General features: G+C 35.1%; 27 protein-coding genes and 3 other annotated features. Of the genes, 25 read left to right on the top strand and 2 right to left on the bottom strand.

The window, feature by feature from the left end; genetic code table 11:
- Positions 1–259: 259 nt before the first annotated feature.
- The 21 genes from ACTJJ9_RS06870 (at position 260) to ACTJJ9_RS06970 (ending at position 21,002) form a co-directional block, all read left to right on the top strand.
- Positions 260–982 carry a response regulator transcription factor gene (locus ACTJJ9_RS06870; protein ID WP_095300669.1) on the top strand — a complete coding sequence of 241 codons (723 nt, stop codon included), beginning with the start codon at positions 260–262 and terminating at the stop codon, positions 980–982.
- The gene (gene pnpS / locus ACTJJ9_RS06875) at positions 975–2,744 is read left to right on the top strand and encodes a two-component system histidine kinase PnpS (RefSeq protein WP_145583774.1); all 1,770 of its coding nucleotides are present in this window, start codon (positions 975–977) and stop codon (positions 2,742–2,744) included. The genes ACTJJ9_RS06870 and pnpS overlap by 8 nt, the downstream gene beginning before the upstream one ends.
- Positions 2,745–2,992: 248 nt before the next feature.
- Complete coding sequence (hflK, locus tag ACTJJ9_RS06880) at positions 2,993–4,021, top strand: FtsH protease activity modulator HflK (protein WP_095300645.1); 1,029 nt, start codon at positions 2,993–2,995, stop codon at positions 4,019–4,021.
- Positions 4,011–4,937, top strand: coding sequence for a protease modulator HflC (hflC, locus tag ACTJJ9_RS06885; protein ID WP_095300644.1), 927 nt, complete (start codon positions 4,011–4,013; stop codon positions 4,935–4,937). The genes hflK and hflC overlap by 11 nt, the downstream gene beginning before the upstream one ends.
- A 186-nt stretch (positions 4,938–5,123) precedes the next feature.
- Positions 5,124–7,760 (top strand): DNA polymerase I, encoded by a 2,637-nt coding sequence (polA, locus tag ACTJJ9_RS06890; protein ID WP_095300643.1) that lies wholly within the window; start codon positions 5,124–5,126, stop codon positions 7,758–7,760.
- A gap of 39 nt (positions 7,761–7,799) precedes the next feature.
- A complete protein-coding gene (gene mutM, locus ACTJJ9_RS06895; protein WP_095300642.1) occupies positions 7,800–8,624 on the top strand; it encodes a DNA-formamidopyrimidine glycosylase in 825 nt (274 codons plus the stop codon).
- Between the two features lie 161 nt (positions 8,625–8,785).
- The gene (gene ytaF, locus ACTJJ9_RS06900; protein ID WP_095300641.1) at positions 8,786–9,424 is read left to right on the top strand and encodes a sporulation membrane protein YtaF; all 639 of its coding nucleotides are present in this window, start codon (positions 8,786–8,788) and stop codon (positions 9,422–9,424) included.
- Between the two features lie 17 nt (positions 9,425–9,441).
- Entirely contained in the window at positions 9,442–10,053 is a 612-nt protein-coding gene (gene coaE, locus ACTJJ9_RS06905) for a dephospho-CoA kinase (RefSeq protein WP_095300640.1), read from the top strand.
- Positions 10,054–10,326: 273 nt separating this feature from the next.
- Positions 10,327–10,707, top strand: coding sequence for an adenosylmethionine decarboxylase (speD, locus tag ACTJJ9_RS06910; protein ID WP_095300639.1), 381 nt, complete (start codon positions 10,327–10,329; stop codon positions 10,705–10,707).
- A gap of 138 nt (positions 10,708–10,845) precedes the next feature.
- Complete coding sequence (locus ACTJJ9_RS06915) at positions 10,846–11,241, top strand: cytosolic protein (protein ID WP_095300637.1); 396 nt, start codon at positions 10,846–10,848, stop codon at positions 11,239–11,241.
- Between the two features lie 247 nt (positions 11,242–11,488).
- Positions 11,489–11,947 (top strand): transcriptional regulator NrdR, encoded by a 459-nt coding sequence (gene nrdR / locus ACTJJ9_RS06920; RefSeq protein WP_095300636.1) that lies wholly within the window; start codon positions 11,489–11,491, stop codon positions 11,945–11,947.
- A 92-nt stretch (positions 11,948–12,039) separates the two neighbouring features.
- Positions 12,040–13,485 carry a replication initiation and membrane attachment family protein gene (locus ACTJJ9_RS06925; RefSeq protein WP_095300635.1) on the top strand — a complete coding sequence of 482 codons (1,446 nt, stop codon included), beginning with the start codon at positions 12,040–12,042 and terminating at the stop codon, positions 13,483–13,485.
- 39 nt (positions 13,486–13,524) lie between these two features.
- Positions 13,525–14,463: a primosomal protein DnaI gene (gene dnaI / locus ACTJJ9_RS06930; protein ID WP_095300634.1), complete on the top strand. Its 939-nt coding sequence runs from the start codon at positions 13,525–13,527 to the stop codon at positions 14,461–14,463.
- A 222-nt stretch (positions 14,464–14,685) separates the two neighbouring features.
- On the top strand, positions 14,686–15,507 hold the full coding sequence (gene ytxC, locus ACTJJ9_RS06935) for a putative sporulation protein YtxC (RefSeq protein ID WP_174879178.1): 822 nt from the start codon (positions 14,686–14,688) through the stop codon (positions 15,505–15,507).
- A gap of 240 nt (positions 15,508–15,747) precedes the next feature.
- Positions 15,748–15,991: a binding site (T-box leader), on the top strand.
- A gap of 151 nt (positions 15,992–16,142) precedes the next feature.
- Positions 16,143–18,080 carry a threonine--tRNA ligase gene (gene thrS / locus ACTJJ9_RS06940; protein WP_095300632.1) on the top strand — a complete coding sequence of 646 codons (1,938 nt, stop codon included), beginning with the start codon at positions 16,143–16,145 and terminating at the stop codon, positions 18,078–18,080.
- Positions 18,081–18,219: 139 nt separating this feature from the next.
- Positions 18,220–18,347: a sequence feature (ribosomal protein L20 leader region), on the top strand.
- A gap of 75 nt (positions 18,348–18,422) precedes the next feature.
- Positions 18,423–18,944, top strand: coding sequence for a translation initiation factor IF-3 (gene infC / locus ACTJJ9_RS06945; RefSeq protein ID WP_170944356.1), 522 nt, complete (start codon positions 18,423–18,425; stop codon positions 18,942–18,944).
- A 20-nt stretch (positions 18,945–18,964) separates the two neighbouring features.
- Positions 18,965–19,165 carry a 50S ribosomal protein L35 gene (gene rpmI / locus ACTJJ9_RS06950; protein WP_095300630.1) on the top strand — a complete coding sequence of 67 codons (201 nt, stop codon included), beginning with the start codon at positions 18,965–18,967 and terminating at the stop codon, positions 19,163–19,165.
- 32 nt (positions 19,166–19,197) lie between these two features.
- Entirely contained in the window at positions 19,198–19,557 is a 360-nt protein-coding gene (gene rplT / locus ACTJJ9_RS06955; protein ID WP_095300629.1) for a 50S ribosomal protein L20, read from the top strand.
- A gap of 237 nt (positions 19,558–19,794) precedes the next feature.
- Entirely contained in the window at positions 19,795–20,064 is a 270-nt protein-coding gene (locus tag ACTJJ9_RS06960; protein WP_095300628.1) for a DUF1294 domain-containing protein, read from the top strand.
- Positions 20,065–20,125: 61 nt separating this feature from the next.
- Positions 20,126–20,713 carry a TVP38/TMEM64 family protein gene (locus tag ACTJJ9_RS06965; protein ID WP_440768564.1) on the top strand — a complete coding sequence of 196 codons (588 nt, stop codon included), beginning with the start codon at positions 20,126–20,128 and terminating at the stop codon, positions 20,711–20,713.
- Between the two features lie 124 nt (positions 20,714–20,837).
- A complete protein-coding gene (locus tag ACTJJ9_RS06970) occupies positions 20,838–21,002 on the top strand; it encodes a hypothetical protein (protein WP_170944354.1) in 165 nt (54 codons plus the stop codon).
- Positions 21,003–21,043: 41 nt separating this feature from the next.
- Here the strand turns inward: ACTJJ9_RS06970 and ACTJJ9_RS06975 are convergent, their stop codons facing one another.
- Positions 21,044–21,454: a sigma-w pathway protein ysdB gene (locus ACTJJ9_RS06975; RefSeq protein ID WP_095300627.1), complete on the bottom strand. Its 411-nt coding sequence runs from the start codon at positions 21,452–21,454 to the stop codon at positions 21,044–21,046.
- A gap of 121 nt (positions 21,455–21,575) precedes the next feature.
- Between ACTJJ9_RS06975 and ACTJJ9_RS06980 the strand changes: the two genes are divergently transcribed.
- On the top strand, positions 21,576–22,067 hold the full coding sequence (locus ACTJJ9_RS06980) for a dUTP diphosphatase (RefSeq protein ID WP_095300626.1): 492 nt from the start codon (positions 21,576–21,578) through the stop codon (positions 22,065–22,067).
- A gap of 84 nt (positions 22,068–22,151) precedes the next feature.
- Positions 22,152–23,237, top strand: coding sequence for a M42 family metallopeptidase (locus tag ACTJJ9_RS06985; RefSeq protein ID WP_440768565.1), 1,086 nt, complete (start codon positions 22,152–22,154; stop codon positions 23,235–23,237).
- 50 nt (positions 23,238–23,287) lie between these two features.
- On the opposite strand, the gene sspI is transcribed toward ACTJJ9_RS06985, so the two are convergent.
- Positions 23,288–23,497 (bottom strand): small acid-soluble spore protein SspI, encoded by a 210-nt coding sequence (gene sspI / locus ACTJJ9_RS06990; protein WP_095300624.1) that lies wholly within the window; start codon positions 23,495–23,497, stop codon positions 23,288–23,290.
- 155 nt (positions 23,498–23,652) lie between these two features.
- Here sspI and ACTJJ9_RS06995 point away from each other — a divergent pair, with 155 nt between their 5' ends.
- A complete protein-coding gene (locus tag ACTJJ9_RS06995; RefSeq protein ID WP_095300623.1) occupies positions 23,653–24,405 on the top strand; it encodes a TrmH family RNA methyltransferase in 753 nt (250 codons plus the stop codon).
- 49 nt (positions 24,406–24,454) lie between these two features.
- Positions 24,455–24,707: a binding site (T-box leader), on the top strand.
- Between the two features lie 109 nt (positions 24,708–24,816).
- Entirely contained in the window at positions 24,817–25,851 is a 1,035-nt protein-coding gene (gene pheS, locus ACTJJ9_RS07000) for a phenylalanine--tRNA ligase subunit alpha (protein ID WP_095300622.1), read from the top strand.
- Positions 25,852–25,859: the final 8 nt, after the last annotated feature.

Consider the following 25,859-nt stretch of genomic DNA (forward strand, 5'->3'; position numbering starts at 1 on the left):
TGAGTTACGATATAATGAATTTACAAAAGAAGATAGAGTTTTATGAATAGTAGAAAAGTGATTTTTATATAAGAAGTCTTTTCGATTATTCGTACTTTATTTCGGCAGTCAATGTTTTGCTGAAGATTCTTTGGAAATAGAGAGAAAATGGAAATGAGATTTCGTGAGGAAAACGCTACATGAAACAAGTTTTCGAGATATAATAGAAGTAAAAACAGATTGGTTGTTTGTAGGGGAATAATGAGTGTTGGAGGATTTTATGAGTAAGAAGATTTTAGTTGTGGATGATGAGCAATCGATTTTAACATTGCTACAGTATAATTTAGAGAAGGCGGGCTATCTTGTCCAAACTGCTATGGATGGTGAGGCAGGGATACAAAGCTGTATCGCTGATGAGCCAGATTTAATTGTTTTAGATCTTATGCTTCCAAAAATGGATGGACTTGAGGTTTGTAAGGAACTTCGACAAAGAAAAATAATGGTTCCAATTTTGATGTTAACTGCTAAAGACGATGAATTTGATAAGGTATTAGGTCTAGAACTAGGCGCTGATGATTATATGACTAAGCCATTTAGTCCAAGAGAAGTTGTAGCAAGAGTTAAAGCTATTCTTAGACGATCATCACATACTCATCAAGAAGTAGAACAAAAGGAACCTGATGAACCAGAACAAATGATTATCGGTGATTTAAAAGTTTTACCAGAGCATTATGAGGCTTATTACGTGAATGAGAGATTGGATTTAACACCAAAGGAATTTGAGCTTCTTGTTTATTTAGCGAAACATAAGGGAAGAGTCTTGACGCGTGATCAACTTCTTAGTGCTGTTTGGGACTATGACTTTGCCGGAGATACAAGAATAGTCGATGTTCATATCAGTCACCTCCGTGAAAAAATTGAAAGAAACACGAAAAAGCCGCTTTACATTAAAACAATAAGAGGATTGGGCTATAAGTTAGAGGAGCCTAAAATGGATGAATAAATTTCGTTCCCGATTACTTTTTGGGCTATTTGTATTAATTGTATCGGTTCTTGTCGGTTTAGGTTTATTATTAGGACAAATTTTTCAAAACTATTATATTAATTCTTTTAAGGACATGTTACAAAAGGAAGCGAAACTAGCCAAAACTCTTGTGTTTGAGAAAGGGTTATCGAATGAAGAATCTACAAGCTTTGTCCTTGATTTGAGTGAGTCGTTTACTTCGCACATTACAATATTAAATGAGAATGACGAGGTAATTTATGATGCAGGGCAACTAGAAGGCGCACATGATCATCATCAAATGATTGAAAACGTCCTTCCGGTTATGAAAAACAAAGAAGAAGGGCATTATGCAACAGATCCTGCGAATAAAATCGGCTATTTTGGGTTACCGATTATTGAGGGAAATACGTATAAAGGGATCGTCCTTGTTAACACATCAATTGAAGAACTAAATAAGATGATTCAACATATGTGGATATTGTTAGTCGTGAGTTTAAGTTTAGCTTTTATCATTATCCTTTTTATTGGCGTAAAAATTACACGACAATATACTCGCCCTATTGAGTCTGCCACAAAGGTTGCAATGGAGCTTGCGAAGGGAAATTATAAAGCACGTACTTATGAGGATCATCTCGATGAAACAGGAATGCTTAGTCAATATATAAATATTTTAGCAAGAAATCTTCAAGATATGACACGTGCTCAAGAAATGCAGCAGGACCGTCTCCAAACTTTAATTGAAAACATGGGTAGCGGCTTAATTTTAATCGATGGAAGAGGATATATTAATTTAGTTAATCGAGCCTATAAAGAGTTATTTGAAGTGGAATCTGCGAAATTTCTTTATCAGTTATATTATGATGCGTTTACTCACAATGAAATCATTGAGCTTGTTGAAGAAATCTTTATGACCGAAGTAAAAGTAAGAAAGCAACTCCAGCTACCGTTAAATATAGAATTTAAGCATTTTGAGGTATATGGAGCGCCGATAATTGGAACGAATGATGAGTGGAAGGGGATTGTCCTTGTATTCCATGATATAACAGAATTGAAAAAATTAGAGCAAATGAGGAAGGACTTTGTTGCAAATGTTTCTCATGAGCTCAAAACTCCAATAACATCAATCAAAGGGTTTAGCGAAACTTTGCTGGACGGTGCACTCAATGATAGGGAGACTGCTGAATATTTTTTATCGATTATTCTTAAAGAAAGTGATCGATTACAAACATTAATCCAAGATTTATTAGATTTATCAAAAATTGAACAGCAAGGCTTTAAGCTATCTATTCAAGCTTGTGATGTGAAAGAAATATTAGAGGATATCGAAGTCATCCTTAAAGGTAAGGCAAAAGAAAAAGAAATCGAATTGACCTATACCGTTCCAGAGGGCTTTGTTTTTGTTGAAGGGGATTTATATCGATTAAAGCAAATTTTTATTAATTTAATTAACAATGCATTAACATATACACCAAAGGGTGGCTCAGTTCATGTTCAAGTAGAGAAAGATGAAGGAGCTGTTATTGTTACAGTTTCTGATACAGGAATTGGTATAAAAACAGAAGAAATACCGCGAATATTTGAGCGTTTTTATCGAGTTGATCGTGCCCGAAGTAGAAATTCTGGAGGAACGGGTTTGGGATTAGCAATTGTTAAGCATTTAGTCGAGGCTCATAAAGGCTTAATAACAGTGAAGAGTCAACTTGGTGAAGGAACTACTTTTACTGTAAGGTTAAATGAAAAGTTTGAGTCGGAAATCTAATTGGTGTAAATTTCGACATACTTTACAAATAATTTACATGAGGTTTATCCTATCTTAATATACAGTTGATATGATACAAAGTGAAAACCCCTTCATCCAAGGAGCCAATCTTTTGGACGAGAGCGTAAAGCTCTCGTCCCTTTTTTTATGCAGTTAAATTTTTCTATTACTGAGTAATATTTGAAACTTTCTCCGATTAAATACGTATGAAAGGTGAGGTAAAAGTACGTAGAGAAAGTAGGGGTAGGATGTTAAGTATAAAAAGAATTTTTACCATCATTGGATTTGCAATTCTGCTTATTTTACTGTCGATTGTTGTATTTACATCTTGGTATACAGTTGATGAATCCGAACAGGCGGTAATGATTACACTTGGTAAAGTTGAGGAAGGTGTAAGTGAGCCTGGTTTACATTTTAAATATCCATGGCCAATTCAATCTGTAGAAATCCTATCAAAGGAAACATTTAGTTTACAATTTGGATATAAAGAATCAAAGGACGGAGAAGTAAAGGATTTTCCAAAAGAGACAAAAATGATTACCGGTGATGAAAACATTGTTTTAGCAGATATGGTTGTCCAATGGAAAATAACTGAGCCGGGTAAATATTTATTTAATGCTGAAAATCCGGAAGAAATACTAGAGGATGCTACATCAGCTTCTTTAAGAAGTATTATTGGTAGCTCAACAATAGATGATGCTTTAACATCTGGTAAGGTGGAAATTGAAAAACAAGTACAAGAGCTTTTATCAACGCTTATAAAAAATTATGATATCGGAATTACAATATTAGCTGTTAAATTGCAAGATGTTGACCTTCCTAATGAAGAGGTGCGTAAGGCGTTTACAAATGTAACAGATGCTCGTGAAACAATGAACACTAGGAAAAATGAAGCAATGAAATATCGTAATCAACGGACTGAAGAGGCTAAAGGGGAAAAGGATGCGATTATTCATGCGGCAAATGGAGATAAAGCATCCCGTATTGAAGAAGCCCGGGGCGATGTCGCACAATTTAATGCTATTTATAATGAGTATGTCAATAATAAAGACATTACGAAAACAAGACTTGTGCTAGAAACAATTGACCAAGTATTACCTAATGCAGAAATTTATATTATGGAAGATGACGGTAATACAATGAAATACTTACCGATAAAAGAAACAACTACTAGCAAGACAGTAGTACCTGAAGAAGAGAGTTCATCAGAACCATCAGAACCAACTGAACCATCAGATACGTCAGATAGTAAAGGAAGTGAAACAAATGGCCGATGAAAAAATAGTGAACATGGGTGAAAAGAAGCTTCCATTTATTAAAGGGTATATCCGTGCGGGAATTATCCTATTGATTACGATTATATTGCTTGTAATTGTATTAACAAATATTTTTATTGTTAAGGAAAATGAATTTAAAGTAGTGAGACAATTTGGTGAAGTAGTTCGCATCATTGAGCAGCCTGGATTAAATATGAAAATACCGTTTATTCAGTCTGTAACAACTCTCCCTAAATATCAAATGACCTATAATGTTCAGGAAGCAGAAATTAATACAAAGGACAAAAAACGACTCATAATTGATAACTATACAGTTTGGAAAATAGATGATCCGAAAAAACTTATTGCGAATGCTCGTACCCTTGTAAATGCAGAAACAAAAATGGCGGAATTCGTTTTTTCAACGGTTCGTTCAGAGCTTGGACAATTGAATTATGATGATATTATAAATGATGAAAAATCGTCAAGGGGAAGTTTAAATGACCAGGTTACAGATATCGTAAATGAGTTATTAGAAAAAGATGATTATGGTATAGTTGTAACAGATGTACGAATGAAGCGAACGGACTTACCTGAAGAAAATGAACAATCGGTTTTTACTAGAATGATTTCTGAACGGGAATCAACTGCACAAGGATATTTATCGAAGGGTGATGCAGAAAAAAATAGAATTATTGCGGAAACAGATAGCGAAGTAAAGGAAATGCTTGCAAATGCAGAAGCAAATGCAGAGGAAATTCGAAGTCAAGGTGAAAGTGAAGCAGCCAAAATGTATAATTCAGCCTATTCAAAGGATCCAGAATTTTATGAAATGTATCGCACTTTGCAATCGTATAAACAAACGATAAATGATGAAACAGTCATAATTATTCCTTTTGATTCACCTTATGCACAATTGCTTAAAGGTGCTCAATAAAATTCGAAAATAAGCAATAACAACCAACCGTTTTCCATTCTATTTAGACTCGTGATAAAATAGAATGGGAAATGGTTTTTTTGTTGATAATTTCAATAAATGTTATGGTAGCATATTCGTTTAAAGTGAATTGGCAAATGCCACGACTTGTTGGTATATGAAATAGAAATCAGGGAGGAAGAAAATTTGACAAAAAAAATAGTACTAATTGACGGGAATAGTATTGCATATCGCGCATTTTTTGCTTTGCCGTTATTAAATAATGATAAAGGTGTACATACAAATGCTATCTATGGCTTTACGATGATTTTAATGAAAATTCTTGAAGAGGAAAAGCCATCACATATGCTAGTTGCATTCGATGCAGGGAAAACAACGTTTCGTCATGAAACCTTTCAGGAATATAAAGGCGGGCGCCAAAAAACACCACCTGAGTTATCTGAACAGTTTCCATTTATCCGAGAGTTGTTAGATGCATATCAAATTTCAAGATATGAGCTTGAAAATTATGAGGCGGATGATATCATCGGTACGCTTTCAAAAAAGGCTGAGAAGGAAGGATTTGAAGTAAAGGTCATCTCTGGTGATAAAGATTTGACCCAGCTAGTTACAAAACATATTACAGTTGATATTACTAGAAAAGGGATTACAGATGTTGATTCCTATACGCCTGATTTTATTCAAGAAAAGTATGGGCTGTCACCTGAACAAATTATAGATATGAAGGGACTTATGGGAGATACATCAGATAATATCCCAGGAGTACCTGGAGTTGGAGAAAAAACAGCGATTAAGCTATTAAAGGAATTTGAGACATTAGAAAATGTATTGGATTCTATTGATAAAGTTAGTGGAAATAAGCTGAAAGAAAGATTGCAAGAAAATCGTGAACAAGCATTGATGAGTAAAAAGCTTGCAACAATCGATTGTCAGGCACCGATTGATATTACGGTTGATGATGTTATGTTTGAAGGTTTTGATGTTAAAAAGGTTACGGCAATTTTTAAGGAATTAGGATTTAACACATTACTTGAAAAGCTTGGTGATGAGGCTACCGAAGAGGAAATAAGTGTTGAAGATATCGGATATGAAATCATCGTGGAAGAAAATTTATTGAGTAAAGCATTAACTAATGAAGTAGCACTCTATGTTGAGGTACTAGAAGAGAGCTATCATCAAGCAGATATTCATGGCATCGCTATTCACAATGAGAACGGAAATTATTTTATCCCTGTAGAGATCGCTTTAACATCTCAAGCTTTCAAAGAATGGGCAGTAGACGATTCAAAGCAAAAAATCGTCTATGATGGAAAGAAAACAGCTGTAGCTCTCCATTGGAAAGGAATTGAGCTAAAAGGTGTGACATTTGATGTGTTAATTGCTGCGTATTTGTTAAATCCTTCAGAAAACTTTGATGATGTTGCAAGTGTAGCAAGAAAAAATGGATTAACCATTGTACAGTCAGATGAAGTAGTCTATGGAAAAGGTGCTAAGAGGGCAATTCCTGATAAGGAAAAGCTTAGTGATCATCTCGTACGGAAGGGACAAGCAATCTATGATTTAAAAGAAAAGCTTGTCAATCAATTAGAGGAAAACGATCAATCCTCACTTTTCTATGATTTAGAAATGCCACTTTCCGTTATCCTTGCTGAAATGGAGTCAACTGGAGTAAAGGTTGATATCGAACGCTTAAAGGAAATGGGGAAAGATTTAACAGAACAATTAAATGCATTGGAAGAAAAAATTCACGAGTTGGCTGGAGGAGAATTTAATATAAATTCACCTAAACAATTAGGTGTTATCCTCTTTGAAAATTTAAATTTACCTGTTATTAAAAAAACGAAGACAGGATATTCAACATCTGCTGACGTCCTAGAAAAACTTGAAGACCAGCATGAAATTGTAAGAGAAATTTTACATTATCGCCAACTAGGTAAGCTGCAATCAACTTACATTGAAGGGCTATTAAAGGTTGTCCACAAGGATACACATCGTGTTCATACTCGTTTTAACCAAGTATTAACGACAACTGGCCGACTAAGCTCAACAGACCCAAATCTCCAAAATATTCCAATTAGACTTGAAGAAGGGAAAAAAATCCGTCAGGCATTCGTTCCTTCTAAAAAGGATTGGGTGATTTTTGCGGCAGATTATTCACAGATTGAATTACGTGTGTTAGCTCATATTGCAAACGATCAAAATTTAATAGATGCATTTCAGCATGATTTAGATATTCATACGAAAACAGCGATGGATGTTTTCCATGTAAATGAGGATGAAGTAACTTCAAACATGAGAAGGCAAGCAAAGGCTGTAAACTTTGGAATTGTATATGGGATTAGTGATTATGGTCTTTCACAAAGTCTTGGAATTACACGAAAAGAAGCTGGTGAATTTATTAAACGATATTTAGAGTCATTTGTCGGGGTACAGCAATACATGGAAGATATTGTTGTTGATGCTCGTGAAAAGGGCTATGTAAAAACATTGCTACACCGAAGACGATATATTCCTGAAATTACTAGCCGTAATTTTAATTTGCGTAGTTTTGCTGAAAGAACAGCAATGAATACACCAATTCAAGGTAGTGCTGCAGATATTATCAAAAAGGCAATGATTGACATGGCAGAGAGATTAAAGAAGGAAAATACTCAAACAAAATTATTATTACAGGTTCATGATGAACTTATTTTTGAGGCGCCAAAAGAAGAAATTTCGTTGCTAGAGAAAATTGTTCCAGAAGTTATGGAAAATGCAGTAGAGCTTAAAGTACCGTTAAAGGTTGATTATTCTTACGGCGATTCATGGTATGATGCTAAATGATTTATAAGCTCTAACTAAGGACGTAAAGGAAGTGACATTATGCCAGAATTACCAGAGGTTGAAACGGTACGTCGTACTCTTTTACAGCTTGTAAAAGATAAAACAATAAAGCAGGTTAGGGTACTTTACCCTAAAATAATTAAAAAGCCTTTTGAGATTGAACAATTTAAGGATGCATTACAAGGGCAAACCATTTATGATGTGAGTCGCAGAGGCAAGTTTATAAAATTTATATTAGATGACTATGTTCTAGTCTCACATTTACGAATGGAAGGTCGTTATGGGTTGTTTCAGCCTGAAGAGGAGATTGATAAGCATACTCATGTAATCTTTGAATTCCTTGATGGAAGTGAATTACGATATAAAGATGTTAGGAAGTTTGGAACGATGCATTTGTTTAAAAAGGGAGAGGAGGAAGCCGAGTTGCCATTATCTCAGCTTGGTCCTGAACCTTTTTCAAAACAATTTACTTCATCCTATTTAAAAGAAAGGTTGAAGAAAACATCAAGAAAAATAAAATCAGCTTTGTTAGATCAGACTATAGTAGTCGGTCTCGGAAATATTTATGTTGACGAAGCATTATTTCGCGCAGGGCTTCATCCTGAACGGATTGCGAATCAATTAACGGAAAAGGAATATAGAGCCCTCCACAAGGAAATCATTGCAACACTAAATGAAGCGGTAGAAAAAGGCGGGAGTACGATCCGTTCTTATGTTAATACCCAAGGTGAAATAGGAATGTTTCAGCTCCAATTATTAGTTTACGGAAGAACAGATGAGCCTTGTAAAACGTGTGGCACACCATTAACGAAAACAGTTGTTGGTGGAAGAGGGACTCATTTTTGTCGAAAATGTCAAAAATAATGGTAGTAAAAATAGTTGGCTAATAGCCAGCTATTTTTTTGTGTTTTCAAAGTTTACCATGCTGGACCTTTTTTCTTTCAACCTCCTTCTTTTTTTATTAACACTATCTAGGCGGCTATCATACACTATGTTAGCTTTTAGAAGGAAGGGGCTAGGCATAAATGTTTCAAATATCTTCACTTTTATTATTAGCGTTCGCAGTAAGCTTAGATAGTTTTTCGGTTGGTTTTACCTATGGAATGCGAAAAATGAAGATCCCGTTGAAATCAATTTTCGTTATTGCATGCTGTTCAGCCGGAACGATGTTAATTGCAATGGTAATTGGAGACTTACTAACGAGGATTTTCCCGGTATTTGTAACTGAAAGGCTTGGTGGGGTTATTTTAGTATTAATCGGTGCTTGGGTTTTATATCAGTTTTTTAGACCAGAAAAGGAAAATTCTGAAGAACAAGAATCGGAAACAACGTTAATTATGTTTGAAATAAAAACACTTGGCATTGTGATTAATATCTTAAAAAAACCAATGTCTGCAGATTTTGATAAGTCTGGAACGATAACAGGAGTAGAAGCATTATTACTTGGTCTCGCCTTATCGTTAGATGCTTTTGGCGCAGGAATTGGCGCAGCTTTATTAGGTTACTCTCCCATTATTATGAGTCTTCTAGTTGCATGTATGAGTTCTCTATTCGTTTCATTTGGAATAAAATCTGGCTATTTATTAACGAGGTTTTCTTGGGTAGATAAATTTACTTGCTTGCCAGGGATTATTCTTATTATGATAGGAATATGGAAATTATAGTTGATGGAGGGCATAGTGTGACAATTGTTATAGGTCTAACAGGTGGAATTGCAAGTGGGAAAAGTACTGTTTCAAATATGATACGAAAACAAGGGCTTCGTGTAGTAGATGCTGATATTATTGCTAGAGAGGTTGTTGAAATTGGGCAGCCTGCATATAAGAAAATTATTGAAACATTTGATGGAATTCTCGATGAAGATAAATCAATAAATCGTCAAAAGCTAGGCTCAATTATTTTTGCAGATGAGAAGAAGCGACAACAGCTTAATTCAATTGTTCACCCTGCAGTTAGAGAGGAAATGCTGAAGCAAGTTGAATCTGAGAAACAAAAGAATGCATTAGCTGTTGTATTGGATATTCCACTATTGTTTGAAAGTAAGCTCACTCATATCGTTGATAAAACAATTCTTGTATATGTTGATGAGCATATTCAGTTAGAACGATTAATGGGACGAAATGGTTATACAGAACATGAAGCTAGAATGAGAATCGAATCACAAATGCCTTTAAAGGAAAAGTTGAAACTTGCAGACTATGTAATTAATAATAATGGATCTTTGGAAGAAACAGAAAGACAATTACGAAACATATTGGATACAATCATTTGGAATTTATCGAATAATGATTAGAAAATAAGGATAAATTTAATAGTTATTTCCGCGTAATTCATGTAATAGATGCTCCATTTATTACCCCTTAGACTTTATGAGCACTTTCTCTAAAAGTGTTGCAAAACATATACAAACAAAGTATACTATTTTTCGTGAACTTCTTACAAAAGCCAAGGTGTAAGGCTACTTAAAGGGTTAGGACCTCTTAGGACTAACTTTCCCCCGTGGTAGTTGACTATATGCCATTAGCGAAGAATTCATGTAAAAATAGTAAAAGGGGGATCCATGAATATGGAAACAATGGGTAGACACGTTATCTCAGAATTATGGGGTTGCGATTTTGATAAGTTAAATGACATGGATTATATTGAAAAAACGTTTGTAAATGCAGCGTTAAAATCAGGTGCTGAAATAAGAGAGGTTGCATTCCATAAGTTTGCTCCACAAGGAGTAAGCGGTGTTGTTATAATTTCTGAATCTCATTTGACAATCCATAGTTTTCCTGAACATGGGTATGCAAGCATTGATGTGTATACTTGCGGTGATTTAGATCCTAATATTGCAGCAGATCATATTGCGGAATCGTTAGGAGCACAAACACGTGAAAACATTGAAATCCCAAGAGGAATGGGACCTGTAGAAATAAAACAAGCACAAGCAAAAGCTTTGTAATCATAAAAGAAAATTTCCGAGGTGCAGATTATTTAATCAGCACCTCTTTTTATTATGATGATTTTTCAGTATGATAGAGTTAGGGTAAAATTGTAGATACAATAAAATATATTTTATTGGGAAGGGGAAGCTATACATATGAGTTTCATGAATAAATTAAAGGACTTTTTTAGTACCCATCAAGAAACACGTGAAAAACATTATAACCCAAATTTACAAAGTCATTATTATAAACTTACATATAAAAAAGCGGTACAATCAGTAAAGGAATTGATTGAACAAACACCTGGAATGACAATTACATCTATTTCTGAGGAGCGCGGTGAAATGAGTGTAAATATCACTTCACCTCGGAAGGCTTTTTTAGTTGTTACAATTGTTTCCGTACGCCCACTAGAAACAGCTGTAGACTTTACTGTTACGACAAATACGTTTTTGCCAACCGATTTTGGTTATAGTAGAAAGGTTATTTTAGGGCTTTATAACAAACTTGATAAAAAAGAAAATTTTATTGGGACAAATCGAAGTAATTAATCTAAGTCTATTTTCTAAAATATTGCTGTTTTTTAAACATTGTTAAGGTTGATTTGAGCATAAGTGTAAAGTCTCCTGGGGAAACGTGGGATAGTCGGGTGACTGAGCAGTTATTTAGAACGAGGAGGCTCACCACCACCCTAAAAATCAAACCAAAGCGATTATTAATAAAAAGCAACAAAGTTAACGCAGACAACATCATTAAAAAAATCACGTTTGATTTGACATTTTTTATGGAGGTGATAAGATGAGATGTCCTTCATGTCAGCATAATGGTACAAGGGTACTAGACTCGAGACCTGTTGACGATAGTAGAGCTATAAGACGTCGGAGAGAGTGTGAAGAATGTTTATATCGTTTTACTACATTTGAAAAAGTGGAAGAAATTCCTTTAATCGTTGTTAAAAAGGATGGAGCACGTGAAGAGTTTAGTCGTGAGAAGATATTAAGAGGATTAATTAAAGCTTGCGAAAAACGGCCTGTACCACTTCAAAAATTAGAAGATATTGTTCATGAAATTGAGAAGGAATTAAGAAATCAAGGTGTTTCTGAAGTAAATAGTGAATTAGTTGGGGAAATGGTCATGGACAGGCTTGCTCGATTAGATGAGGTCGCATATGTTCGTTTTGCTTCTGTTTATCGTCAATTTAAAGATATAAATGTGTTTATAGAAGAACTGTCAGATTTAATTAAAAAGGTAAGATAGGATAATATGATAGTATAGAGAGCTATTGAAGAATTCTTCAAGCTCTTTTTTCAATGATATAAAATGAATTAACTTAAGGAAGGTTGAAGGGGATGGAACAGCAACATTGGAAAGAGTTACTTGCAATTGATCGGTACATTGTAAAAAGTAGTTCTGTCCTTCAAGAATTAGATCGGAAAATAATAACCTTATTGTACCAGCCGTTAATTGGTACAAAGGGCTTTAGCCTCTATATGACATTGTGGGGGGAGCTAGAGCAAAACCGGTTATGGGGAGAGGAATCGACTCATCATAGCTTGATGACACTTATGCAAAGCAATTTGCGCGATATTTATCATGAACGTTTAAAGCTTGAAGGGCTAGGTTTATTGAAGACATTTGTCAAGGAAACGGACGAATCGAAAAAATACATTTATGAACTGCAGGCGCCATTAACACCTGATGAATTTTTTCAAGACGGTGTTTTAAATATTTATTTATATAATCGAGTAGGTAAAAATAAATTTTATCAGCTAAAGCGTTTCTTTTCAGAAAAGAAAATCGATGAAGAGATGAAGGAAATAACCCGTTCATTTAATGAAATATTTGATTCGGGACAATCAGCAAATATGATTGCAAAAGTAAATCATGAAACGTTAGAGGATTTATCATTAGCAGCAGAACGTGAATATATCCAAACGACAAAACGCGCATCATTGGAAATAGCTGATCAAGTATTTGATTTTGAGTTATTCCTTTCTGGTTTAGCTGATGCGATAATCCCAGCTCGTGCCATTACACCAACTGTCAAAGAGGTTATCAAAAAATTGTCCTACTTATATGGAATCAATGCAGTTGATATGAAAAATGTCGTTATGAATAGCATTACTCAAGATGATAGCATTGATATCGAAATATTGAGGAAGTCAGCACGAGATTGGTACCAGTTTAGACATGGTGACAAATTACCTGGACTATTAGATAAGACACAGCCTATGTCATTACGTACTGTAACAGACGAAAAGTCGACAAAACGGACGCAAGAGGAAGAGCTCGCTTATCAATTAGAAACAATCTCACCAAGGCAGTTTTTAACAGATATTGCTGGTGGCGTACCACCAAGCAGCGGAGATTTAAAAATAATTGAAGATGTCCTCTTCCAGCAAAAATTAGAGCCAGGGGTAGTAAACGTCTTAATTTACTATGTAATGCTAAAAACAGATATGAAATTAACGAAAGCTTATGTTGAAAAAATTGCTAGTCATTGGGCTCGTAAGCAAATTACGACTGTGAAGGAAGCTATGCAACTTGCGAAAAATGAGCATCGCCAATATCAACAGTGGGCTGAGGAAAAAACATCTAAAAAGACTACTGCAACGAAAAAGAAGCCAATTCGAAAAGAAATGCTTCCATCCTGGCTTAAGGAAGAGGAGCAAACTGATAACGGTGAAAATGAAACAAAAGCTGATGTACCTGAGCTCGATCGCGAACAATTTGAGGCAGAAAAAAAGAAATTATTTGATCGAATAAAAAAATACAAGGATAATAAAAACAATTAATCCTATTAAATGTCATTGCTGGAAAGCGTGGTGAACAAAATGGAACATATGAGTAACTCATTTAAATCTTTAACGAATCGAAAAGATTTTAAAACTCGATATAATGACTTAAAAAAGCAAGTGTTAAATCATCCTGATGTACAAGCCTTCTTAACCAAGCATTCTGCAGAGATAGAGGAAGGAATGGTTGAGCGAAGTCTTGTAAAGCTATTTGAATTTATTGAACAGAGTAAAAATTGCCAGGATTGCCCCTCTTTAGCAGAATGTAAGAACTTATTGGAAGGATATCATCCGCGATTAGTCATCGAAGGCAGAATGATTAATATTCAATATGAAAAATGTCCTACAAAGGTAATCCATGATGAGCGCAAAAAACATGCATCACTTATTAAAAGTATGTATATCCCTAAAGACATTTTAGAGGCACAATTTGATAACATCGAAATTGAAATGGATGAAACAAGTCGAATTAAAGCAATTGGACTTGCACAAGACTTTGTTGAACAATACAATAATGGGAAGCGTCCTAAAGGATTGTATTTATATGGATCCTTTGGGGTTGGGAAAACCTATATATTAGGTGCGATTGCGAATGAACTTGCCTCATCAAAGGTTTCCTCTATGCTCGTTTATGTCCCGGAATTTATGAGGGAGCTTAAAGGTTCATTTCAAGATTCTTCCTTAGATGAAAAATTGGATGCAGTTAAAAAGGTCCCGGTTTTAATGTTAGATGATATCGGTGCTGAGTCAATGTCAAGTTGGATGCGGGATGAAATTCTTGGAGCAATTCTACAATATCGTATGTTAGAAAATTTACCAACATTCTTCTCCTCAAACTTTAACTTAAAAGAGCTGCAGCATCATCTCTCTTATTCACAGCGTGGTGAGGAGGAGCCTGTAAAAGCAGCGAGAATTATGGAACGAATTAAACATATGGCAATTCCGATTGAGCTTATTGGAAGGAACCGAAGAGATTAAAGATTAAGCTATTTCAGTGGTAAGGAATTCTTCTTTTTGAAGGATGTCTTTTCATTAGAAATAGCTTTTTTTAGCTGATTTCGTAACTTTATTGCTAAGCGAGAGTTCCGAACATACCCTTTTTATAAAATGTTCTTTTTGAAAAATTTATATTTCCTACTTCTATTTCATTCAGTCCCCCATATACATAGAACTAGGTGTTGGCAAATAGGGGGGACAATCATGCTTGAGATTTTATTAGGGTCTCCGAAAGAGGCAAAATTGATTTATTCAATCTTTCGTTCATTGTGTAATGATTATGAATCAGAATTAAAAATCGTTAACCAACGATGCATTAAAATTAACCCGAAAATTTGGGAGAAATCAATTGAACGATTAATTATTCCTGGTCTTGTTCAATTTATAATAAATCATAAAGAACAGCAATTAATGTTAACGATGATTAAGGAACAATATTATTTTTTAGAGGAAGAAGAGCAGCAGCAAATCATACATATTGCACAATCTATTATGGAAGGTGAACGGGAGGATATTCCAGGTGTAAAACAATTTCCTCAGCGTGAGTTGATTTTAAAAGAAGCGTTAGAACAATTTTTACGACCGGATTTATATTTTAGCTATACCTCTTTTGAAAAGTTCCGCTTACACGAATACACTACTGGGTTACGGTCAATTGTGGAGCTGGCAATTGAGGAATATAAGCTTGAACAGGAGTATCAAAACTTCATTCAAAGCTTGCGGGATTATCTCGTAAATAGAGAATGTGTTCTCGATGAAATTGCAATCGTACATGATACACATTTTCAGGTGTTCAATCATTTTGATGAAATGACTGAAGATGAATTAAAAGCCTATATTGATGAAAAATTTGTCAGACAACATCCGATGTATATTGATACAAATTTATTAGGGCCAATTGTGTCAATTGCACCGAAGAAAATAAAGCTTTTTTCTGATGATCCTTTCGATGGTATGATCCAAACGATACTTAATGTTTTTGAAGAACGTGTGAGCATACATAGCTTAAGTGAGTTTCAAAATTAGGTTAGAGTAAATACTCTTTGTACTTTCCGCTACAATTGCTATAATTTTATTCGTTTGGCATAAGCTTTTAGCTCCCATGCACCTTTAGCTTAATCTTAACCGCTTTAATTTCAGCATGAGATGCCATTCATTCTGTTTTACCAAGAGAAAAATCATAACGACTAAAGTGTATAAAAGATCTTCCTATAGAAATCTTGATTTTTAGTTAAAAAGACATTATAATTTGTGGTAATTAAAGATTAAACAGTTATGATAAGGACAATAGCTTGTTTATACGGTTTTCAGAGAGGGAGGGATTGCTGGGAGCTTCCTAACACGATAAACAAACTTACCACCTTTGAACTTCAGTTGTGAACAGTTTTCTTAGTAATAACTGACGGTCACCCCGTTATCGAATGAAAGCCAAGCTAATGTTGAAATACTTATAGTTTGGGAAATAGGGTGGAACCACGATCCATTGACTTGAGTATAACTCGTCCCTTTATTAGGGGACGAGTTTATTTATTTTCGGGAACTTTTGATGAAAACATAATATGAAAAGTTCCGATACCTTAGTTTCCTTCATATAGGATGCACTTCATGAGATGCTAGTCTTTAAGGAAAAGCACGATACAAATTAAAGGAGCGAAAGAATAATGTCAGATGTTATCAAAATTCAATTTCCAGATGGGGCAATAAAGGAATTTCCCTTTGGTACAACAACAGAGGAGATTGCTGCTTCAATTAGTCCTGGTTTAAAGAAGAAATCTTTAGCAGGAAAAATAAATGGTCAATTACTTGATTTACGGACACCAATTAATGAAGATGGAAAAATTGAAATTGTGACTCAAGATAGTGATGAAGCGCTAGAAATTATGCGCCACTCAACAGCACATTTAATGGCACAGGCGATTAAACGTCTTTTCAAGGATGAATCAGTAAAGCTTGGTATTGGTCCAGTCATTGAAAATGGATTCTATTATGATATTGATATGGAGCGAGCAATAACTCCTGAGGACCTTCCAGCTATTGAAAAAGAAATGAAAAAGATTGTAAATGAAAACCTTGAAATCGTTCGAGTAGAGGTTAGTCGTGAAGAGGCAAAACGTCGATATGAGGAGATTCAAGACCCATTAAAGCTAGAACTTTTAGAAGCAATTCCGGAAGGTGAAACGGTTTCTATTTATGAACAAGGTGAGTTTTTTGATTTATGTCGTGGGATCCATCTTCCATCAACAGGAAAAATAAAGGAATTCAAGCTATTAAGTGTTGCGGGTGCGTACTGGCGTGGAGATAGCAATAATAAAATGCTTCAACGAATCTATGGTACAGCTTTCTTCAAAAAGGCGGATTTAGATGAGCATCTACGAATTCTTGAAGAAGCAAAGGAACGTGATCATCGTAAATTAGGTAAAGAATTAGGTTTATTTACTACCTCGCAAAAGGTTGGTCAAGGGTTACCGTTATGGCTACCTAAAGGTGCAACAATTCGTCGTATTGTAGAACGATACATTGTGGATAAAGAGCAGCGTTTAGGATATCAGCATGTATATACACCTGTATTGGGAAGTGTAGAGTTGTATAAAACATCAGGTCACTGGGATCATTATCAAGAAGATATGTTTCCTAAAATGGAAATGGATAATGAAGATTTAGTCCTTCGTCCAATGAACTGTCCACACCATATGATGGTTTATAAAAATGATATTCATAGCTATCGTGAACTGCCAATTCGTATTGCAGAACTTGGACTAATGCATCGCTACGAAATGTCAGGAGCATTAACAGGTTTACAGCGTGTTCGTGGAATGACATTGAATGATGCACATATTTTTGTTCGTCCTGATCAAATAAAAGATGAATTTATTCGTGTTGTTCGCTTAATTGAGGCTGTTTATAAAGACTTTGGAATTGACAAATATTCATTTAGATTGTCCTATCGTGATCCGGAGGACAAAGAGAAGTATTTTGATGATGATAATATGTGGGAAAAGGCACAAGGCATGCTTAAGGAAGCTATGGATGAATTAGGTCATGATTACTATGAAGCAGAAGGGGAAGCTGCCTTCTATGGCCCAAAACTTGACGTACAGGTAAGAACAGCACTTGGTAAGGATGAAACATTATCAACTGTTCAATTAGATTTCCTTCTGCCAGAGCGTTTTGATTTATCATATGTTGGTGAAGATGGTAAACAGCATCGTCCAGTTGTTATTCACCGTGGTGTTGTATCAACAATGGAGCGCTTTGTTGCATTCTTAATCGAAGAATACAAAGGAGCATTTCCAACATGGCTTGCACCTGTTCAAGTTCAGGTTATCCCAGTATCACCTTCCATTCATCTTGAATATGCTAAGCAAGTACAAGAACAGCTACAAGAGGCTGGTTTACGAGTTGAATTAGATGCTCGTGATGAAAAAATTGGTTATAAAATTCGTGAAGCACAAATGCAAAAAATCCCTTATATGCTTGTAGTAGGTGATAATGAAATTGCTGAGCAAGCAGTTAATGTAAGAAAATATGGTGAACAAAAATCCGAAACAGTTGCATTTGAGAAATTTCTTAATACAATTACGCAAGAGGTTAAGAGATAAATATTAACCATAGGAAAAAAACTCTTGCAACATATTGTCGGATTTGATAGAATGAATTTTGTTGTTAAAGAAGTAAATCATTCTTGCAAAATCTTTGTTATGATGTTATAATTTGCAAGGTAATTGAATAGTCTATCATTAAATAAAGAAGAAGCACCCGCTTCTCACCTGATTGACACATCCGATTGTAGTTGGCAGGTTACGATGAACTCTTAAAGAATACAATCGTAGTGTGGGTGTTTTGTGCATCCACACTTTTTTATTTTTCGTAAATAAAAAAACCAATCAACAAATCTGGATTTAATCATTACTATTCAGTTTATTAAACCTTGGAGGTGGCTAATTATTAGCAAAGATATGATGGTAAATGACGGAATTCGCGCACGTGAGGTTCGTCTAATTGGTGCCAATGGAGATCAGCTTGGAATTAAATCTCGTCAAGAGGCGTTAGAAATTGCTGCTAGAGCTAATCTTGATTTAGTTTTAGTTGCACCGAATGCAAAGCCTCCTGTCTGCCGCATCATGGATTACGGAAAATTCCGTTTTGAACAGCAAAAGAAAGAAAAAGAGGCGCGTAAAAATCAGAAGGTCATCAATATTAAAGAGGTTCGCTTGAGTCCAACAATTGATGAGCATGACTTTAATACTAAGCTTCGAAATGCACGTAAGTTCTTAGAAAAAGGCGATAAAGTAAAAGCTTCTATCCGTTTCAAAGGACGTGCAATTACACATAAAGGAATTGGTCAGAAGGTGCTTGATCGGTTCTCAGCTGAATGTGCAGACGTTAGTACGATTGAATCACATCCAAAAATGGATGGCCGTAGCATGTTCTTAGTTTTAGCACCGAAAAATGAAAAGCAATAATACTTAAGGAGGAATACCTTATGCCAAAAATGAAAACTCACCGTGGAGCAGCAAAGCGTTTCAAAAAGACCGGAACTGGTAAACTTAAACGTTCACATGCTTACACTAGTCACTTATTTGCAAACAAATCTACAAAAGTAAAACGTAAACTACGTAAATCAGCAGTAGTAAGCAAAGGTGACTTCAAACGCATTCGTCATTTATTAGATAATATTAAATAATCGTAAACACCGTAATATAGGAGGGAATTTACATGCCAAGAGTAAAAGGCGGTATCGTTTCACGTAAACGTCGTAAAAAAGTATTAAAATTAGCTAAAGGTTATTTCGGTTCTAAACATACATTATATAAAGTTGCAAACCAACAAGTAATGAAATCTTACTTATATGCTTACCGTGACCGTCGTCAGAAAAAACGCGACTTCCGTAAGCTTTGGATTACTCGTATCAACGCAGCTGCTCGCGTAAATGGTCTTTCATACAGCCGTTTAATGCATGGCTTAAAGCTTGCTGGTATTGAAGTAAACCGTAAAATGCTTGCAGATTTAGCTGTAGCTGATGAAAAAGCATTTGCTCAATTAGCAGACGCTGCAAAAGCACAATTAAACAAATAATTTTTACGATTAAAGAGCTGACTTGCAATATATGTCAGCTCTTTTTTATAGGCTATTTTTGAACCAATTGTTTAAGTAGAAGGTTTTAAAGCATGTGACACTTAAAAATCAACTAAATTTATTAGAGGGGATTTTTAATCGCACGATAGTATGTAAAGACAATCATTTTAACGACTAAATGAACTATTATGCAAGGGAGACTAATCCTTTTATTGAATTGAAGATAAGGAGAAAACGATGGTTTATTTCATTTGTATTTATTTGTTACTTAATTTAATTTGCTTTATTTTAATGGGGCTTGATAAACGAAGGGCTAAACGTGGTGAATGGAGAATTAAAGAATCGACATTATGGACAATTGCAATTTTGGGAGGTGCTTTAGGGGGGACATTAGCAATGAACATATTTCGTCATAAAACGAAACATGCTTCGTTTAAATTTGGATTCCCGACTGTTTTACTCGTTCATTTCCTTCTAATTATCTATCTTTTTAAAACGATGGCATAATCATAAATTTCTCTCGTAAACTGTATCGAACACTACATCATCAAAGATTGCTAACAAGAAAGTGGTGAGGACGATTGACCTTGCAACGTCGTCTGTAGTAGATGCGATTGAAACGACTGGTTTTTTTGCTCCAATTGTTTTTATTTTGTTTCATCTTATCAGGCAATTTTTACTCATTCCTGTAGCGGTTGTTTGTGTTGTTGGCGGTATTTTATTCGGTGGGGTATTTGGAACGATTTATTCGATTGTTGGTTTGACGGGCTCGAGTATATTATTTTATTTTTTACCAAAGCTCTTTCCTTCGTTTTATCAGAAGCTTGTAAAAATGAAGGAAAAATATATTGGAATGTATACGACATTCTCAATCGGACAAATCATTGTTCTTCGGTTAATTCCATTTATGAATTTTTCCCTAATATGTTTATGTATTTTAGAAAAAACAAAATCTTTTCGACGGTATGTAAAAATATCATTTTTAACACATATTCCTTCATGCATATGCTTAACATTTTTAGGTGTGTCATTGCAAAGTTTATCACCTATCATTTTGGGGGGCATCGTGATTATCTTATTCGTTCTTGTTTATTTGTTAAGAGAAAAGCAAGCGTTTATTAAGTGGGAAGAATTTTTTGTTAAGGAAAAAGGCTAACGGTGAAAGGGCTCCTTATAGGAACTTTCTTATTAGTTGAAGAATATGTGTGCATTCCCATTTGGATGTTCCGGCTTATTATTGTGCAAACTAATGACAAAAAAATTGAAGGTGACATGACAAAATGGAAAACTCGAAAGCTAAGGAACGCCAAAAACATGATGATACGTATGGGATTTTAAATAAGTCTATAGAAGTTGACACAGATGTAAATGAGGATCCAGTGAGAGAAAAACTTTTGGATGATTCCCTCGAATCATTTCTAGAAAATGAAAGTGAAGCTAAATAAAATGATTAAAAGCTGTCGGAGAGACAGCTTTTTTTGATCTTTTATTCATCTTTCATCTTGTTTTCACGCTTTTTTACTAATAGCTCCTTTATCGGACTTTTCCAATCTATTTTTGCATGTGGATAGTGCTGCTTTACGTTCTCTTCGATATATTGAAAATCATCAAGTGACAAGCCTTGTAGTTCACTAGTTGATTTTGCCCAAATAAAGATAGAAACAACTTCAAATGAATTAGTGGTTGTACCTAAGTATTTTTCACCTTCAAAAATAGCACCCTTATACGTAATCATAAAATTTTTCCGAACATTATTTTTATCATCTAAAAAATAATATTGCTTTTGTTCATGAGCTAATTCTAATTTTCTTTTAGGGTTAACTAAATATTTGAATCCACTATAGATTAGAAAAATTATCAGTGAAATAAATAGTAATCTAATAAGCAACACAATCATAATAGGCCCTCCTGAGGGAGATTTTTTCTCATATATACGAAAAGGTTCGAAAAAGGTTTCAAGTTTTTTTCAATTTGATATAATTTTTTTAGAACGTTAAATAGATATTGGAGGTAGCATTTTGAATATTGAAAGATTATTTTCCTTGCAAGAAGCATTGGATCGTAAAATAGAAACTCAGCATGGGTTGCAAAATGAAAATTTAGTAGAGAAGAAAATATTAGCATTACTAGTTGAGGTTGGCGAGTTAGCAAATGAAACAAAATGTTTTAAATTTTGGAGTTTAAAACCGTCCGCTCCTATTGATGTCATACTTGAAGAATATGTAGATGGTGTTCATTTTATTTTGTCGTTAGGATTAGAATTAGGCATTGCCCATGAACAATTAGAGTTAAGAGATATCCAAGGTGAAATTAGTTTAACAGAACAATTTTTAAATGTGTTTGCTGCCATTAATATATATAAAGATAACCAATCGGTGTCAACTTACATAGAACTCTTCAATCAATATATCTATTTAGGTCAATTACTAGGCTTCACTAACGAGCAAGTTGAGATGGCCTATTTTTCAAAAAATGAAGTAAATCATGAGAGACAAAAACAAGGGTATTAAACAGTTGAATATGTGGAACATTTCTTATGATTAGACTTTTCATGTATACTTATTGTTAGGCTGTTAACTGAAGGAGGTAAATTGATGAAAAAGCTAGATGAAACATTAACAATGCTAAAGGATTTGACTGATGCACGCGGAATTCCTGGAAATGAACGAGAAGTACGTGACGTAATGACTAAATACATAAAGGATTATTCTGATGAAATAGTAACTGATCATTTAGGTAGTTTAGTTGCTAAAAAAGTTGGAAATGAAAATGGTCCGAAAATAATGATAGCTGGACATTTAGATGAAGTTGGCTTTATGGTAACACAAATTGATGATAGAGGCTTTCTCCGTTTTCAAACAGTAGGTGGCTGGTGGTCACAGGTAATGCTCGCACAACGAGTAACTGTTTTAACTAAAAAAGGTGATGTAACTGGAATTATTGGCTCTAAGCCACCGCATATTCTTTCCCCAGAGGCTCGTAAAAAGCCTGTTGACATCAAGGATATGTTCATCGATATCGGAGCATCAAGCCGTGAGGAAGCAAAAGAATTCGGGGTTATGCCAGGTGACCAGGTTGTTCCATATTTTGAATTTACGGTGATGAAAAATGAGAAAATGCTTTTAGCTAAGGCTTGGGATAACAGAATTGGCTGTGCAATTGCGATAGATGTATTGAAAAATTTAAAAAATGAGAATCATCCTAACATCGTTTATGGAGTTGGTACAGTCCAAGAGGAAGTTGGTTTGCGTGGGGCAAAAACGTCAGCTAACCTTATTCAGCCTGATATTGCGTTTGGTGTTGATGTTGGAATAGCTGGGGATACACCAGGAGTTTCGGATAAGGAAGCTGCAAGTAAAATGGGAGAAGGTCCGCAGATAGTCCTTTATGATGCATCTATGGTATCCCATAAAGGCTTGAGAGATATGGTCATCTCAACTGCTGAAGAATTAAATATTCCTTATCAATTTGAAACGATTCCAGGTGGTGGAACCGATTCAGGTTCGATCCATATTTCTGCAAACGGAGTACCATCCTTGTCAATTACAATTGCAACGCGCTATATCCATTCACATGCCTCTATGCTTCATCGTGATGATTACGAAAATGCAGTAAAATTAATTACTGAGGTAGTAAAACGACTTGATCGTGAAACAGTAGATAAAATTACTTATGATTGATAATAAAAAGGAGCTGGGATTTTTCCTAAGCTCCTTTTTGATGAATAAATTTACTTTTTAAGGCCTTGCTCTAATGTTTCTAACATTTCTTGCTTTTCGTTGCTATCGGCATTTTGCCAAATCACTTCAAAAAGTACACCTAGCCCAGGAAGCATTTTTTCTTCACCACTTTGAATTGCATCAACAATTGTATCTTCTAATTGTGCTTGAGTATTTCCGGATACATTTGAAATAACCGCATTTCTTAAATTTAAATTCATTTCGGACTCTCCTTCTGTTTTATACTATTGTGCTACTATTGCCATCTTTGACATCTAGGCACCATACTTTTAGGATTAGCATTTGTCTATCAGGCGAGAATTATGTATGATTGATTAGAGTATTTGGAAATGTTGATTAAAGGAGTTTTATACCTGTGGAAAGAATTGAATCAGTAAAAAATCCAAAAGTAAAGCAATGGAAAAAGCTACATACAAAAAAGGAACGTGAGGCAACAGGTACGTTTATAATAGAAGGCTTTCATTTAGTGGAAGAAGCTTTGAAGAAGAAGGAACAAATTAGAGATATTATTGTCTCTGAGGAAGTTAATCTTCCAGCAACATGGAATCTTGATCAGGTGAACATGAAGCTTGTTACGAAAGATGTAATGAAGGCAATAAGTGATACTGAGACACCACAAGGAGTTGCAGCAATTTGTGAGATGCAAATTCCAAAATCAACAGAAAGCTGGACAAAAATTCTACTTGTTGATAGTGTGCAGGATCCGGGGAACTTAGGGACAATTATTCGAACTGCCGATGCAGCAGGTGTAGATGGAGTTGTTTTAGGAGAAGGAACGGTTGACCATTATAATTCAAAAGTAATCCGTTCAAGTCAAGGTTCTTTGTTTCATTTGCCGATCATAAAGGGTGATTTATTAAGCTGGATTGACCAACAGAACGAAAAGGGAACACCGGTCTATGGAACATCCTTGCAAAATGGAGTAAGCTACAAGGAGATTTCTCCAAGTGCACAATTTTGTCTGCTCATCGGTAATGAAGGTAGTGGGGTAGACGAGGGATTGTTACAAAAAACAACGAAAAATTTATACATTCCAATTTACGGTGAAGCAGAATCATTAAACGTAGCGATAGCAACAGGAATTCTTCTTTATCATTTGCATGGGTAACTTGCGGTAACAATTCATTTTGATTATAATAAGATAGAAATTACATAAGAATGAAACGTTGACAGAGAATAGTAATTTACCGTTCGTCCAATCAGGGAGAAATGTCATAGACTGAAAGCATTTCTGGATAGAAGTAAATGAATTCACCTCTCGAGTTGACACTTGGACCGTTAAGGAGAAATTCATTTTTCCCGAACGTAAAGGTGCTCCGGTTTTTACCGTTATGGAAATGAAGTGAGTCGAATATATTTTTTTAGTTTCGACTAACAAGGGTGGTAACGCGATATCAACTCGTCCCTTTATTGGGGCGAGTTTTTTATTTTGGCAAAAAAGTAGCATGTTTACTATCAATTAAAAATGGATGCGATCTTTGCTTTGCTATTTTGAAATCAATTAAAGGAGGAATTACAGATGCAGGAGCAATTAAAACAGCTTCAACAAGAGGCGCTTGATAAGATTGAGCAGGCGCAGGAATTAAAAGAATTAAATGACATTCGAGTAGCATATTTAGGAAAGAAAGGACCTATTACCGAAGTATTACGTGGCATGGGGAAGCTTTCAGCTGAAGAACGTCCTGTCATGGGAGCTTTGGCAAATGAAGTTCGTGAAGCAATTGCAACGGCTATTACTAGTAAACAGGAGCATTTAGAGCAAATCGCTGTTGAACAAAAATTAGCCAAGGAAACAATCGATGTGACGTTACCGGGAAGACCTGTACGAGTAGGAAACCATCATCCACTAACTGCTGTATTAGAGGAGATTGAAGATTTATTTCTTGGAATGGGTTATCAAATTGCAGAAGGTCCTGAGGTTGAAACTGATTATTTTAACTTTGAGGCATTAAATTTGCCAAAGGGACATCCTGCACGTGATATGCAAGATTCATTTTACATTACTGAAGAGCTGTTATTGCGTACACACACTTCCCCTGTTCAAGCAAGAACGATGGAAAAACACGAAGGGAAAGGACCAGTTAAAATTATTTGTCCTGGAAAAGTATACCGCCGTGACAATGATGATGCGACACATTCTCATCAGTTTACACAAATTGAAGGTCTTGTCGTTGATGAAAACATTCGAATGAGTGATTTAAAAGGAACGCTCGAAGTGTTTGCAAAGAAAATGTTTGGTGAAGAAAGAGAAATTCGCTTACGTCCGAGTTTCTTCCCATTTACAGAGCCTTCAGTTGAAGTAGATGTATCATGTTTTTCTTGTGGTGGTAAGGGATGTAATATCTGTAAAGGTACAGGCTGGATTGAAATGCTAGGGGCTGGTATGGTTCATCCAAACGTTCTGCAAATGGCTGGCTTTGATCCTGAAAAATATAGCGGCTTTGCCTTCGGTATCGGTGCAGAGCGGATTGCGATGTTAAAATACGGTGTCGATGATATCCGTCATTTTTATACAGATGATGTACGATTCTTAAAACAATTTAAACGAGCTTAATAAGGGAG

Source organism: Metabacillus sp. 22489, assembly GCF_052044855.1.
Lineage (GTDB): Bacteria > Bacillota > Bacilli > Bacillales > Bacillaceae > Metabacillus > Metabacillus niabensis.

Coding starts and splice junctions, on each gene's coding strand:
- thrS (WP_095300632.1), top strand. CDS start 16,143: ATGTCAGATGTTATCAAAATTCAATTTCCAGATGGGGCAATAAAGGAA.
- sspI (WP_095300624.1), bottom strand. CDS start 23,497: ATGAATTTAAATTTAAGAAATGCGGTTATTTCAAATGTATCCGGAAAT.
- ACTJJ9_RS06915 (WP_095300637.1), top strand. CDS start 10,846: ATGAGTTTCATGAATAAATTAAAGGACTTTTTTAGTACCCATCAAGAA.
- ACTJJ9_RS06870 (WP_095300669.1), top strand. CDS start 260: ATGAGTAAGAAGATTTTAGTTGTGGATGATGAGCAATCGATTTTAACA.
- mutM (WP_095300642.1), top strand. CDS start 7,800: ATGCCAGAATTACCAGAGGTTGAAACGGTACGTCGTACTCTTTTACAG.
- rplT (WP_095300629.1), top strand. CDS start 19,198: ATGCCAAGAGTAAAAGGCGGTATCGTTTCACGTAAACGTCGTAAAAAA.
- hflK (WP_095300645.1), top strand. CDS start 2,993: ATGTTAAGTATAAAAAGAATTTTTACCATCATTGGATTTGCAATTCTG.
- ytxC (WP_174879178.1), top strand. CDS start 14,686: ATGCTTGAGATTTTATTAGGGTCTCCGAAAGAGGCAAAATTGATTTAT.
- pnpS (WP_145583774.1), top strand. CDS start 975: ATGAATAAATTTCGTTCCCGATTACTTTTTGGGCTATTTGTATTAATT.
- rpmI (WP_095300630.1), top strand. CDS start 18,965: ATGCCAAAAATGAAAACTCACCGTGGAGCAGCAAAGCGTTTCAAAAAG.
- ACTJJ9_RS06925 (WP_095300635.1), top strand. CDS start 12,040: ATGGAACAGCAACATTGGAAAGAGTTACTTGCAATTGATCGGTACATT.
- pheS (WP_095300622.1), top strand. CDS start 24,817: ATGCAGGAGCAATTAAAACAGCTTCAACAAGAGGCGCTTGATAAGATT.
- ACTJJ9_RS06960 (WP_095300628.1), top strand. CDS start 19,795: ATGGTTTATTTCATTTGTATTTATTTGTTACTTAATTTAATTTGCTTT.
- nrdR (WP_095300636.1), top strand. CDS start 11,489: ATGAGATGTCCTTCATGTCAGCATAATGGTACAAGGGTACTAGACTCG.
- ACTJJ9_RS06985 (WP_440768565.1), top strand. CDS start 22,152: ATGAAAAAGCTAGATGAAACATTAACAATGCTAAAGGATTTGACTGAT.
- hflC (WP_095300644.1), top strand. CDS start 4,011: ATGGCCGATGAAAAAATAGTGAACATGGGTGAAAAGAAGCTTCCATTT.
- dnaI (WP_095300634.1), top strand. CDS start 13,525: ATGGAACATATGAGTAACTCATTTAAATCTTTAACGAATCGAAAAGAT.
- ACTJJ9_RS06970 (WP_170944354.1), top strand. CDS start 20,838: ATGGAAAACTCGAAAGCTAAGGAACGCCAAAAACATGATGATACGTAT.
- speD (WP_095300639.1), top strand. CDS start 10,327: ATGGAAACAATGGGTAGACACGTTATCTCAGAATTATGGGGTTGCGAT.
- ACTJJ9_RS06975 (WP_095300627.1), bottom strand. CDS start 21,454: ATGATTGTGTTGCTTATTAGATTACTATTTATTTCACTGATAATTTTT.
- ytaF (WP_095300641.1), top strand. CDS start 8,786: ATGTTTCAAATATCTTCACTTTTATTATTAGCGTTCGCAGTAAGCTTA.